11 protein-coding genes and 1 tRNA gene are annotated in these 13,606 nt (G+C 33.4%); 5 read left to right on the top strand and 7 right to left on the bottom strand.

Going from position 1 to position 13,606, the window contains the following annotated elements; all coding sequences use genetic code 11:
- Nucleotides 1–4,838: M14 family zinc carboxypeptidase (locus tag BMZ09_RS11380; RefSeq protein ID WP_090840649.1), on the bottom strand; the 4,838-nt coding region annotated here is incomplete at its 3' end.
- 240 nt (nucleotides 4,839–5,078) lie between these two features.
- Nucleotides 5,079–5,152: transfer RNA gene (locus BMZ09_RS11375), tRNA-Met, on the bottom strand.
- 143 nt (nucleotides 5,153–5,295) lie between these two features.
- On the opposite strand from BMZ09_RS11375, the gene BMZ09_RS11370 reads away from it, so the two are divergent.
- Nucleotides 5,296–5,682, top strand: coding sequence for an START-like domain-containing protein (locus tag BMZ09_RS11370; protein WP_090840647.1), 387 nt, complete (start codon nucleotides 5,296–5,298; stop codon nucleotides 5,680–5,682).
- A 52-nt stretch (nucleotides 5,683–5,734) separates the two neighbouring features.
- Complete coding sequence (locus BMZ09_RS11365; protein WP_090840645.1) at nucleotides 5,735–6,577, top strand: aminotransferase class IV; 843 nt, start codon at nucleotides 5,735–5,737, stop codon at nucleotides 6,575–6,577.
- Nucleotides 6,578–6,584: 7 nt separating this feature from the next.
- Here BMZ09_RS11365 and BMZ09_RS11360 read toward each other — a convergent pair whose 3' ends face one another.
- The 5 genes from BMZ09_RS11360 to BMZ09_RS11340 form a co-directional block, all read right to left on the bottom strand.
- Nucleotides 6,585–7,145 carry a YqgE/AlgH family protein gene (locus BMZ09_RS11360; protein WP_090840643.1) on the bottom strand — a complete coding sequence of 187 codons (561 nt, stop codon included), beginning with the start codon at nucleotides 7,143–7,145 and terminating at the stop codon, nucleotides 6,585–6,587.
- A 116-nt stretch (nucleotides 7,146–7,261) separates the two neighbouring features.
- Entirely contained in the window at nucleotides 7,262–7,534 is a 273-nt protein-coding gene (locus BMZ09_RS11355) for an HU family DNA-binding protein (protein WP_090840641.1), read from the bottom strand.
- Between the two features lie 192 nt (nucleotides 7,535–7,726).
- On the bottom strand, nucleotides 7,727–8,677 hold the full coding sequence (gene fmt, locus BMZ09_RS11350; RefSeq protein WP_090840639.1) for a methionyl-tRNA formyltransferase: 951 nt from the start codon (nucleotides 8,675–8,677) through the stop codon (nucleotides 7,727–7,729).
- Nucleotides 8,674–10,575: a RecQ family ATP-dependent DNA helicase gene (locus tag BMZ09_RS11345; RefSeq protein WP_090840637.1), complete on the bottom strand. Its 1,902-nt coding sequence runs from the start codon at nucleotides 10,573–10,575 to the stop codon at nucleotides 8,674–8,676. The genes fmt and BMZ09_RS11345 overlap by 4 nt, the downstream gene beginning before the upstream one ends.
- Complete coding sequence (locus BMZ09_RS11340) at nucleotides 10,576–11,118, bottom strand: AAA family ATPase (protein ID WP_090840635.1); 543 nt, start codon at nucleotides 11,116–11,118, stop codon at nucleotides 10,576–10,578.
- Nucleotides 11,119–11,207: 89 nt separating this feature from the next.
- Here BMZ09_RS11340 and BMZ09_RS11335 point away from each other — a divergent pair, with 89 nt between their 5' ends.
- The 3 genes from BMZ09_RS11335 to murA all read left to right on the top strand — a co-directional run bounded on the left by BMZ09_RS11335 (nucleotide 11,208) and on the right by murA (nucleotide 13,564).
- A complete protein-coding gene (locus BMZ09_RS11335; RefSeq protein WP_090840633.1) occupies nucleotides 11,208–11,501 on the top strand; it encodes a DUF493 family protein in 294 nt (97 codons plus the stop codon).
- 71 nt (nucleotides 11,502–11,572) lie between these two features.
- Nucleotides 11,573–12,238: a DUF4290 domain-containing protein gene (locus BMZ09_RS11330; RefSeq protein WP_090840631.1), complete on the top strand. Its 666-nt coding sequence runs from the start codon at nucleotides 11,573–11,575 to the stop codon at nucleotides 12,236–12,238.
- 9 nt (nucleotides 12,239–12,247) lie between these two features.
- Complete coding sequence (gene murA / locus BMZ09_RS11325; protein WP_090840629.1) at nucleotides 12,248–13,564, top strand: UDP-N-acetylglucosamine 1-carboxyvinyltransferase; 1,317 nt, start codon at nucleotides 12,248–12,250, stop codon at nucleotides 13,562–13,564.
- Nucleotides 13,565–13,606: the final 42 nt, after the last annotated feature.

Raw genomic sequence — 13,606 nt, 5'->3', positions numbered from 1 at the left:
GGTTCCGCAGGTTTTGTTCCTGTTACGTCCCAAGTACAAGTTGTGTTATTGAATGTTGCAGTTTCGTAACATTCCGTAGTTGGTTCCGCAGGTTTAGATCCAGAAATATCCCATGTACACGTTGTGTTGTTGAATGTTGCAGTTTCATAACATTCTGTAGTTGGTTCCGCAGGTTTTGTTCCTGTTACGTCCCAAGTACAAGTTGTGTTATTGAATGTTGCAGTTTCGTAACATTCCGTAGTTGGTTCCGCAGGTTTAGATCCAGAAACATCCCATGTACACGTTGTGCTGTTGAATGTTGCAGTTTCATAACATTCCGTAGTTGGTTCCGCAGGTTTAGATCCAGAAACATTCCATGTACACGTTGTGTTGTTGAATGTTGCAGTTTCGTAACATTCTGTTGTAGGTTCTGCAGGTTGTGTTCCAGAAACATCCCATGTACACGTTGTGTTGTTGAATGTTGCAGTTTCGTAACATTCTGTTGTTGGTTCTGCAGGTTGTGTTCCAGAAATATCCCAAGTGCAAGTTGTATTGTTGAATGTTGTAGTCTCATAACATTCCGTTGTTGGTTCCGCAGGTTTTGTTCCAGAAACATTCCAAGTACAAGTTGTATTGTTAAATGTTGCAGTTTCATAACATTCTGTTGTTGGTTCCGTAGGTTGTGTTCCAGAAACATCCCAAGTACAAGTTGTGTTGTTGAATGTTGCAGTTTCGTAACATTCTGTTGTTGGTTCCGCAGGTTGTGTTCCTATTACGTCCCAAGTACATGTTGTATTATTAAACGTTGCAGTTTCATAACATTCTGTTGTTGGTTCCGCAGGTTTTGTTCCTTTGTTTTCCCAAGTACAGGTTGTGTTGCTGTAAGTAAAATTATCCCAACAATTTGTTGCAGTCGGCATGTCTTGTCTTGTTACTGTTACTGTAGCATTTGCGGTATCTGTATTAGAATTAATATCGGTTACAGTTAAAGTAATCACATTGTTACCAATGTCAGAACAGTCAAAAGTGTCTTTTGATAAAGTAAAATTAGCTATTGAGCAATTATCTGAAGATCCATTGTTAATAGCGCTAGGCGTAATTGTAGCATTACCAGAATTATCTAATTGAATTGTAATATTTTGGGTTACGGCATTTGGATTTATGGTGTCTGCAATAATATTTATACTAAACGACGCTGTTTTTGTGTTACCTGAAGTATCAGTGACTTGATAGCTTATAGTAGTATTGCCAACAGGAAATGTATCACCACTGTTTAATCCTGTAGAATCTGTTCTGATTACAGTTAAAGAGTCATCACAGTTATCTGTTGCAGTCGGTGAGGTCCAAGTTGGATTATTGTTCCCACATGATAGCGACATATTGCTAGGTACGTTTATTAAATCTGGCTTAATTTGATCAAGTACAGTTACTAGTGCGGTACAGGTGTCTGTTTGATTGTCAGCATCGGTAACCGTTAGAGTCACACTCACAGGAGTACCAATATCGTTGCAATCAAAAGAATTAATATCAATGCTGTAATTGGTAATTGCAACATCATCTGTAGAGCCTCCATCAATATCTCCAGCAACAATTGAAGCATTTCCAGTGGAATCTAATTGAATATTTATGTTTTGACATAAAGCGGTTGGGGGAGTGGAATTCGAAACTTGATCAGAGGTTATCGATAACTTGTCAATAGAGATATCTCCAGACCATCCGCTAGAGGCATCAGAATCGGTAGTAGCACTAAACCTTAGTTTAATTGTTTGATTATCAAAAGTGGATAAATCTACATTTTGTGTTTTCCAAGCATCTGTATGGCTAACTTGCTTGCTTCCTGCTAGTGTATAGGTATCTAATGTTATGTAATTGGCTCCGTTATCAGTGCTTATATCCACAGTTAAAATACCAATATTTGTTCCATACATATGATAGTCGAAAGCTATTGAAGCATTTTCTCTGTCTGTAAAGTCTAAGCATGGACTAATTAATCTAGCTATTTTACTAGGGAAATTAGGATTTGAAGCTTCTGTATATAAAAAATAAGATCCGTCAGATGCTGTAGATGGGCCAGTCTCTGAAGAAGGTGTTGAGTTTCCATCGGTTTCTTCTTGTTTGTTTGTCCAATTAAAATCGTCAGTAGTATCTTGTGTCCATAATCCTAAAGTGTTTTCAAAACTTTCAGAATACGGGAAACTAGTAATAGAACTACCTGTACAAGGGACAGGGGATGAGGTTGTGAATTTTTCTATTGTAGTGTAACTAGATGTTGATGTGCTGCAACGTGTTCTAACTCTTACGTCATATTGTGTAGTATGTGATAAACCGGCTATTTGGTAGCTGTTAGTTGTAAGATTTGTAACGGTAGTCCATCCAGTAGATCCTGAGCCTGTTTCTCTATATCTAATGTCGTAATTGGCAGAAGCTACAGCGTCCCAATCAATTCTTGCGCTTACCGTTGTTATGTCTGATACTGCAACATTTGTTGGTACAGTAGTCATGCATGGTGTGTTAACACTTATTATTTTAAAATCATCAATAAAAAAACCATCATTTGTTGTTGAATAATTTTCGTTAACATTTTGACCATCTGTCCTAAAGTTAAATCTTATTTTAACATTATTAGAGTTTTTTAATGACGAGTAATTAGCGTTATCAATGCTAATTTCTTCCATGATCCAATTATCCAATTGGTCTCCATCGTAAATTTGACCGCTACTGTTGGCTTGGAAATTAGCATAACTACTACTTTTGTTATCATGACTTGTAGTTGAGCTAGTAGCATTAGGTTTAGTATAGTTACCGCATAATGGAATCCAACTACTTCCACCATCGGGAGAGCCGAGTATTTCAACAAAATCATAATTTCTTTCGATATCCCATTTTGAATAAAATTGAATAATTATTTCATTTGAATCTGTAAAGTCATAACTATTAGTTGTTGTTAATGTTTTTGTTGCACTGTTGCTGTAAGTTCCTGTGCTTAAAGCATTATTTCCAGAATAAGCATCCGTTGTTGTGTTGTTCCATCCTCCCGTTTGTGTCCAGCCTGTTAGTCCATTAGTGTCGGGTTGGTGATCAAATAATAGGGTAGGCTGGTAGTGTTTTTCGTAATTTGCTTCGTAAATAACACCATCATCATTTGATAGTTTTACGTTATATGCTATAGTTTCATTAACAGTAATAGCTGGGTTTAAGTCCAAACTAATACTTACTGTGCGCTGTCCAAGAACAGGTATTCCCGATTCGGTTACAGGAGAAGGAGTGCTTGTTATGTTTGATGATATAGGGGTAACGGTTACCGTAAAATTACTTGCAGTTTGACCAATACGCTCGATACCAAAGTCTAAAGTACTACCAATTGCATTGGTAATATTACTTTGTGTTAAATCGTGTAGTTTTGCATATTTACCACCGTAATAAGCGGTCGCTAATGAGATACGCATAGAACTTTGTGCTATTGGAACAATAGTAGAAGGTGTTGGCCAAAAGCCTTGACCACCATGTTCTGGAGTTGTTGCTATAATTCCTTGACCAGAACCTGTAGCTCCATTGTTGTCAGGATTTCCACCCATCATCCAGTCATCAGGTAAACCATTAGACTCATAAAAAATAGTAGCACCATATAGGTATCTATTGTATCTAGTCATTTCTTCATGCCATTTGTAGTACTCGTCTTCACGACCAGAACTTAAAGAAGGTACGCCACCATAAGGATGCGGAACGGAATTAGCATATGAATGATTCCAAACTGCAGATTTAATTTGGTGCTTATCTATGAAATCCACCATTATTTGTGTCTCAGGTTCAGATTCTGGACGTGTTCCCCTGTACGTTCCGCTTGTTGTAGTTCCTGAAGACCCAATGTTATTGTAGCCCCAGAAATAATCAAAATTTCTATTTAAATCAACACCTCTATTAGTTGAAGTGTTTGTGTTTCCTCCTGTATTTGGTCTTAAGTTTTTACGCTGCATACCTCCTCCGTTTGGATTAAGGTATTCGTTCCATCTTAGTCCGTCAGGATTGACTACGGGTACAAAATATAGTTCGTTATTATCTACAAGTTCTTTAATGGCAGGGTCTGTACTATAGTTTTCTATAATGTACCACATAAAGTAAATGTTATTCATTAATGCACTAACCTCTCTAGAGTGGATCATGGATGTATACAACATCTGTGGTTTAGTATTTTCTGGTGTTGTACTTTGGTCTCCTGTTATTCTTATATACCACACTGTTGATGGTTGAAAATCAGTGCCAGGACCATTAACATTACCATATGTTTTTTGATTAGTTGAAGAGGCATTTGCTTTTTGAGAAACAATGTTGAGTCCATTAGATTGCGAATAAGCATACATTTGATCTAATTCACTTTGCATTTCGCTATAAGTTAAGCAACCACCCATAGATCCTAATTCAAAATTTTGAGGCGTTACCCAATTTATTTCGTCACAATCTGTATACTGTATAATATTGTCATGAATAAGACTTGATACAGATCTATTTTGTGTATTAGTGGTTCTAGATTTAGCTTGTGCTTTTTGACGGCGCAATTCTGCTTTAGCTTGAGGAAGATCTTTTATAGCTCTGTTTGCGTAAAATTTGGTAAGATCATCAATTTCTACAGTATAAGAAATATTATTTTTTTTAAGACTTTGTAGTTCCGTTTCAGATAATTCAATTATTAAATTGTCATCTTCATTTTTAGATCCACAACTTAAATCAATTCCTTGAGCTGCTATTGTATGTACAATACGTTCAGTTGGATTGCTAATTTTGATTCTAGAATGTTTGTCTTGCGAAAAAGAAGTCTGTACTATGGTAAATAATAGTAAAAAAGTAAAAGTAATTTTATTCATAGTAATTAGATTAGGGAATCTGAAATAGATTTACGAGATCTAGTGTGTTTAGTTAGACCGCTAAACTAATTAAAATATGCTAAAAAACATCCTTAAAACGCATAAAAATACGATAAACTGTAATTTGTACTCGTATTTAATTGTTATTCAGTAATTTATGAAAAGCATTTTTTACCGATTAAGTGTGTTATTTTTGAGTTTAGAGCAAAAAAAAAGACTTACAATTGTAAGTCTTTCTTGTAGCGAGAACGAGATTTGAACTCGTGACCTCTGGGTTATGAATCCAACGCTCTAACCAACTGAGCTACCTCGCCATATTTTTTGAGAGTGCAAATATATAAACAATATTGATGTGTGCAAACATAATTGTAAAAATAAATTTTTTTTTAAAATGTTTTCTAAACTTATTAATTAATGTATATATTGGACTAATTAAAAAACACAAGATTACAATTAAATGGAAGATAAAATAAAGTACGAAATGGAGTTTGTTGTCCACGCTTCTCCATCATTACTATACCAATATATATCTACGCCTTCAGGGTTGTCAGAGTGGTTTGCAGACAATGTAAATTCGCGAGGAGAGCTTTTCAAGTTTATATGGGATGGATCTGAAGAACAAGCTAAATTACTAACAAAAAAATCAGGAGAACGCATTAAATTTAGATGGTTAGTGGATGAAGACGCGCCATATTATTTTGAAATCAAGATTCAAGTAGACGAAATAACTAAAGATGTTTCAATTATTGTAACAGATTTTGCAGAAGAAGATGAAGTAGAGGAAGCTAAAATGCTTTGGACAAATCAGATTTCAGATTTAAAACAAGTTATAGGTTCTGCTTAAAAATAAATACATTTAAAGTATATTTGTCCCATTGAAAAATGGGACTTTTTTTATGATAAATTTTAACGGAATACTTCAAGAAGATAATACAGTAATCTCTAACAATAATCGTGGTTACTCATACGGTGATGGGCTTTTTGAAACCATCAAGGCGGTACATGGTAAATTATTGTTTTTTGAAGATCATTATTTCAGGTTAATGGCGTCTATGCGAATATTACGTATGGAAATTCCGATGAACTTTACAATGGAGTTTTTAGAAGCGCAAATTAAACGCACTTTAGAGGCTAATAATTTATTGTCACAATCTGGTCGTGTTAAAATACAAATTGATAGAGTAGAAGGAGGATTATATTTACCAGAGTCTAATGATGTTAATTTTATTATTAGTGTTAAAGCTATTGATGAGGATTTTTATCTTTTAAATGAAAACAAATACGAAGTAGACCTTTATAAGGATCATTATTTATCGCCAAGTTTAATGTCTACGCTTAAGTCTAACAATAAAGTGATAAACGTTATTGGAAGTATCTATGCTAAAGAGAATAGATTAGATAATTGTCTACTAATAAATACTAATAAAAGTGTTGTAGAAGCGCTTAATGGTAATTTGTTTTTGGTAAAAGGTACTACAATCAAAACGCCACCTTTGTCTGATGGCTGTCTTAAAGGTGTTTTAAGAAAGCAAATCATGGAAATTATTAAATTACTTCCTGATTACAGTTTAGAAGAAACATCAATCTCTCCTTTTGAATTACAAAAAGCTGACGAGTTATTTACTACTAATGTTATAAAAGGTATTCAGTCCATAACAAAGTATAGAAAAAAAGAATTTAAAAATGATGTAGCAAAAATGCTACTTCAAAAGTTAAATGTAAAAGTTAGATTAGGCTAATATTAGTTTAATTATAGCTTGGGTTTTCTGGTGCATTAGACCAAATAGAATAATCACCACCTAACTCGACCATTTTTTCTTTCCAGAAGGTTTCGTAGCTTTTTTCTATAATATCTTTTTTGTAGGTGTTTTTAGTAACCACCCACGCATTTGATTTTAATTCGGTTTCTAACTGGTTACTATCCCAACCGGAATACCCTAAAAAGAATTTGATGTCGTTTGTAGTTATTTTATTTTCTGCAATAAGATCAGCTACAATAGTAAAATCACCACCCCAATATATACCTAAGGATATCTCTACGCTATTTGGTATTAAATCAGGACGTTTGTGTATAAAGTATAGGTTGTCTTGTTCTACAGGTCCACCATTGTAGACTTTAAAAGACGCGTCTAATTCTGGTATTAGATCACTAATAGTGTAGTTTAAGGGCTTGTTTAAAATAAAACCAATAGCACCCTCTGCATTATAATCAGTTAGTAGTACTATTGATCTATTAAAAGAGACATCTCCAATAATAGAAGGCTCTGCAATTAATAAGTCACCCTTTTTTGGTTTGGTTGTAGTCATTTTAAAAGGATTTGTTTTTTAAATGTAGCATATATTTATGTAATACACAATAATAAATGCTATATAAAATAAAAAAAGCCTTCATTTCTGAAGGCTTTTTTTATTTTAAACAAATACTAGTTTACAGCATTTGCTAAATCAGAACCAGCTTTAAACTTTACAACGTTTTTAGCTTTGATTTTGATAGTTTTTCCAGTTTGAGGATTTCTTCCGTCTCTAGCAGCTCTTTTAGATACTGACCAAGAACCAAAACCTACTAAAGAAACTCTGTTACCTTTTTGTAACGCTCCTTCTATTTCGATTAACGCACATTCTAAAGCTTTCTTAGAAGCTGCTTTAGTAATTCCTGCGTGTTCTGCCATTGCATCGATTAAATCTGTTTTGTTCATAATTTTAATTTTTATTATTAATAAATAGTTGATTAACAGTTTTTGTTAAATCCTTTTACAAATTTATACGGATTATGCTACTATGCAAGTAATAGCAAGGGAAATGCGTTGATTTGTTAATAACTTTTGACATTTGTTAATAAAGACACTTGTTTTTTTGTGTTTTATAACAATATCAATGATAATAAGGGTTTAGCGAAGTTTTGAGTCTTCATCAAAACGATAACCGTTTAAAAGTGATTTTACATCCATATTGCGTTTTCCAGGAAGTTTCAATTCTAGTATTTTTATAAAGCCTTCTTTTACAGCGACTTTAAGTATTGATTTGTCACTAATAATAGTTCCTGTTTCTAAATTGTGTGCTTCTATTTCTTTTTCAGCTTTATAAATTTTAATATCTAAGACTTCGTTATTATTTAATAATTCGCACCAAGCAGCTGGATATGGGCTTAAACCACGAATCTTATTATATATATTATCAATCGTGTCCGTAAAATCTATTTTACAATTGTCTCTATTTAGCTTATAGGCTGTTTTAGATACAGCATCTTCGGGTTGTGGTGTTGTGGTTACCTCTCCAGTTTCAATTAGCTTAATAGTATCTATTACAAGGTGACTTCCTGTGTTCATTAATTTGTCATGAAGACTACCGGCATTTTCAATAGGGTCAATCTCTATTTCTTGTTGTAAGATCATTGCTCCAGTATCAATTTTTTCATCAATAAAAAAAGTAGAGACACCAGTTATTGTTTCACCATTAATAACAGCCCAGTTTATTGGTGCAGCACCACGATAGTTTGGTAAAAGTGACGCATGAAGATTAAAGGTACCATGCTCTGGCATGTCCCAAACTACTTTAGGTAACATTCTAAACGCTACGATAATTTGCAAATTAGCTTCTAAAGCTTTTAACTCTTCCAAAAAGGCTTCACTTTTAAGATTGGTAGGCTGCAGTATATTTAGTCCTTTTTCTTTAGCAAATACTTTTACAGCAGACTCATTTAATTTACGTCCACGTCCAGCAGGTTTGTCTGGTGCGGTTATAACACCAACGACATTGTAATTATGTTCTAAAATAGTTTTTAGTGTGGTTACAGCAAAATCTGGTGTACCCATAAATACAATCTTTATGTCTTTATTCATATGTGTTTTAATTTGTAGCTATTAGTTTTTGTTATCACTATGATATCATCTTCCAATAGTCTTTTTAAGGTGTTATTTATATCTATTTCGTTAAAAGGTAATAGCTTAAATAACGCTTTTGAAGTTTGTTCTCCAAACTCTAAAGTTTCAATTATTTTGTTTTTTGTAATTTTTAAATCCGTTTTGGGTTTCGCTTTCGCGGAAATACAAACGGAGCAAATCCCACAGGGACTAACTTCTTTTTCTCCAAAGTAAGTTAGTAACTGCATACTCTTGCAAATTTGGTCATTATTAACGTAATCTAATACCGCTTTAACCTGTTTTTGCTTTAACTTATTTTGTTGCTCAATTATTGATGCGATACGGTTTATTGTTTTTTCGTCTTCACGAGGTTCAATAAAAGTAATCTGCGCATCTGTTTTGTTTATTTTAAGCGATATGACTTCGTCTTTTTCTAATTGTTCTAGCACGCTAAGGAGTCTAAACTCCTTAACAGATGCTTTGTCAGAAACTAGGCTACTGTTTATTTTTGTAACATGCTCAAAAATTCCGCCATATGTTCTTAATATTGATTTTATTATAACTTCAAAATCTCTATGTGACTCTAAATACTTGAAAAGTGTATTACTTGATACTAAAAACTGAACTTCAATACGCTTATTAAACTGTTTGCTAAGTGTAATAATACTTGTGTTGTCTAATATGTTTAGTGCATTATAAGTGGTAATGGTATTAAATTTATAAGCTTTACAAAAATCGTTAAAATTAAAATCAAAGGTTTGATAAGCACCTTCTCCATAAGAGACTTGGAAGTAACTACATAATTTTCTGTAAACCACTTTTACAAAGTCTACGGTTGGTAGTACTTTTAGAAACTGATTATTTAAAGCATTATCGTCATTTTTATTTTTTAAAATAACGGCATATGCTTTGTTTTCATCACGTCCAGCACGTCCTGCTTCTTGAAAATAACTTTCAATACTGTCAGGTAAATTGATATGAATAACTGTCTTTACATCAGATTTATCAATTCCCATTCCAAAAGCATTGGTAGCTACCATAACTTGCTTTTTGCTTGCCAGCCAGTCTTTTAAGTGTTGGTCTTTTGTAGCGTTATTTAATCCACCATGATAATAGGTGCTACTAATGTTTTTTTGCTCTAAATATTGAGTGATTTCAAGTGTTAATCGTCGGTTTCTGACATAAATAATAGACGGTTGTGGATTCTTTTTTAAAATAGCTTCCAGTCTAAAATATTTATCCTCCTCATTAAAAACCATATATGCAATATTTGGTCTGTAAAAAGATTGTTTAAAAACCTTTGGACTAATAAAGTCCAACTCCGTAATAATATCTTTCACCACTTCTGGTGTGGCACTGGCAGTTAAAGCAATTACATTTACTGTGGGGTGTAACTGACGTAAAATATTAATGTTTTTGTAGGCTGGTCTAAAATCGTTTCCCCATTGACTAATACAATGGGCTTCGTCAACCGCAATAAGGTTAACATTCATTTGTCTAATACGATCTTGTACTAATTCTTGTTGCAATCGTTCTGGAGACAAGTATAAAAACTTGTAGTTTCCGTAAATGCAATTGTCTAAAAGTGTGTCAATTTCTCTGTTAGGGATTCCGCTAGTTAACGCTAAAGCTTTTATACCCTTATTTTGAAGTGCATTTACTTGGTCTTTCATTAATGCAACTAAAGGCGAAATTACAATACAAATCCCTTCTTTAGCTAATGCCGGAATCTGAAAACAGACACTTTTGCCACCACCCGTTGGTAATAGGGCAAAGGTGTCTTCATTATTAATCACAGCATTTATAATCTCTTCTTGCAAAGGTCTAAATGCTGTAAATTTCCAATAACGCTCTAATATGTTTATTGGATGCGCCATTTATAAAGCTTTAACCACATCTAAAATATGTTGTGCTCTAGTTTCAATACTTCCAAATGGGACATCTTGTAAATTGTAGTCGTATTTTTGGTAGGATTTTAATAAATTTTGATGTATAACTTTTGCTTGTTCAAAGCTTTCGTATCTTACAGCATCACTTTTATAAATTTCTTGCCAAGGCGCTAAAATAAAAACATAGTCATAAATGTTTTCTTTACAAGAATTAATAAAATTATCTGGATATTTTTCGCCTGCATAATCCATGTATGCCACAACGTCAGGCACACCTCTGTCCAAAAACACAAATTCGCTATCACTATTTACTGCGTCTTTATATTGTTGTTCGCGTCCTTTTAATAATAGTTCGCTAAACAATAAAGGCTCAGTCAAAAACATCTGGTCAATGCCTTTTTCTCTTGCTTCAAGGGTAACTTGACGGGATATTTCTTCGTAACAGGTGTAGCCACGTTTAGTTAATTCGTCTATAATTGCCGACTTTCCGGTACTTGGGCCTCCTGTAATAACTATTTTTTTTGCTTTCAAATGAGAATAATTTATTTGTAAAAATCCGAAATTAATTCATTAAAAAAAAATCTAAACAAAATGGTATATTTGTTGCTTACTAAATAAGCATGAATAAGACACCAAATCCAGAAGAATTTTACGCAAAATTAAAATCACAATTAGCGGACACAGCAACGTGGCCCAATGAGTATTTATATAAATTTATAGTGTTATCAGATTTGCAAAAAATAGCCGAAATTGAAGCTATTTTTGATAATATGGGCGCAGTTATTAAAACAAAAGAGTCTAGTAACGGTAAATATACTAGCGTTTCTATAAATGTTAGAATGAAAAACCCTGATCATGTAATAGAAAAATATCTAGAAGTTACAGAAAAAGTAGAAGGCGTGATAAGTCTTTAGATTTTTTTTGTATTTTGCACAAGCATTAGAAACTTCGATGCAACACTTATAAATTCTACACTTTTTTTATTTTGATAGACGACATAGAGTACAACACAGAGCGTGAGCATTTAATTATTCCAGAGTATGGACGCCATATTCAAAAAATGATTAATCATGCTAAAATACAAGAAACCAAGGAAGAGCGTAATAAATTAGCAAAATCTATTATAGCTGTAATGGGTAATATGCAACCACATTTACGTGACGTTGCAGATTTCCAACACAAACTTTGGGATCAGTTATTTATCATGGCTAATTTTGAGTTAGACGCAGATTCTCCTTATGGAGCGCCGTCTAAAGAAGAGTTGTCAGAACGTCCTGAACCTTTAGAATATCCTCAGAATTTTCCAAAATATCGTTTTTATGGTAATAACATAAAAACAATGATTGATGTAGCAAATACATGGGAAGATGGTGAGATGAAGGAAGCATTGACGTACACCATTGCTAACCATATGAAAAAGTGTTTTTTAAATTGGAATAAAGATACCGTAGAAGATTACGTGATTTTTAACCATTTATTCGAATTGTCTGACGGTAAAATTAATTTAAAAGATTCTGAAGAAAGTTTAACAGATTCGGGTCGATTAATGAAAGCGTCAAGTGGTAAAAAATACGCTAGTAATACTAACAGTAAGAAAACATCCAACCACAAAAAAAGCAACAACTTAAACCGAAACCGAAAAAGATATTAAGCATAATTTATGGGAACATTTAAAATTGAAGGTGGTCACCAACTAAAAGGAGACATCCAGCCTCAAGGCGCAAAAAACGAAGCATTACAAATACTTTGTGCAGTTTTACTAACTCCAGAAAAAGTAACCATAAATAATATTCCTGATATTATTGATATTAATAAATTAATTACCCTTTTAGGGAATTTAGGCGTTAAGGTTAATAAGATAAAAGACGAAACTTACACGTTTCAAGCAGACGAAGTTAATTTAGACTACATGCAAACTGCCGATTTTAAAAAAGAGGGTAGTGGGCTTAGAGGATCTATTATGATGGTTGGACCATTATTAGCACGTTTTGGTAAAGGATACATCCCAAAGCCAGGAGGTGATAAAATTGGACGTCGTAGATTAGATACTCACTTTGAAGGGTTTATCAACTTAGGAGCAAAATTTAGATACAATCGTGAAGACTATTTTTACGGAGTAGAGGCCGATAAGCTTATTGGTACAGATATGCTTTTAGACGAAGCTTCTGTAACAGGTACTGCAAATATTGTAATGGCTGCTGTCTTAGCAGAAGGTATTACTACTATTTATAATGCAGCTTGCGAACCTTACTTACAGCAATTATGTAAAATGCTGAATAGAATGGGAGCAAAAATATCTGGTGTTGGCTCTAATTTATTAACCATTGAAGGGGTTGATAGTTTAGGAGGGACAGAGCATACAATGCTTCCGGATATGATTGAGATTGGTAGTTGGATTGGTTTAGCAGCTATGACTAAAAGTGAGCTGACTATTAAAAACGTAAGTTGGGATGATTTAGGTCAGATACCAAATGTGTTTAGAAAACTAGGAATTACTGTCGAGAGAAAAGGAGATGATATTTACATACCAGCTCATAAGGACGGTTATCAAATACAAAATTATATTGATGGTTCTATTTTAACCATTGCAGATGCACCTTGGCCTGGGTTTACTCCAGATTTATTAAGTATTGTTTTAGTAGTTGCTACACAAGCAAAAGGAGAAGTTTTAGTACATCAAAAGATGTTTGAAAGTCGTTTGTTTTTTGTGGATAAGCTAATCGATATGGGAGCAAAAATAATACTTTGTGATCCGCACAGAGCTACAGTTATGGGACATGATTTTACGTCACAGCTAAAAGCAACAACAATGGTGTCTCCTGATATTAGAGCAGGAATCTCTTTATTAATTGCAGCATTATCTGCTAAAGGGACAAGTACAATACATAATATTGAACAAATTGATAGAGGTTACCAAAAAATAGTAGAACGTTTACAAGCTATTGGAGCTAAAATTGAACGTTTAGAAGGAAACTAGAATAGTATAAAATTATATAAAAAAAGCTTCAATATTAATTGA

This window comes from Olleya namhaensis, from assembly GCF_900114005.1.
GTDB lineage: Bacteria > Bacteroidota > Bacteroidia > Flavobacteriales > Flavobacteriaceae > Olleya > Olleya namhaensis.
Note: the sequence above shows the minus strand (reverse complement) of the source record. Positions and strands in the feature narration are given on the sequence as shown.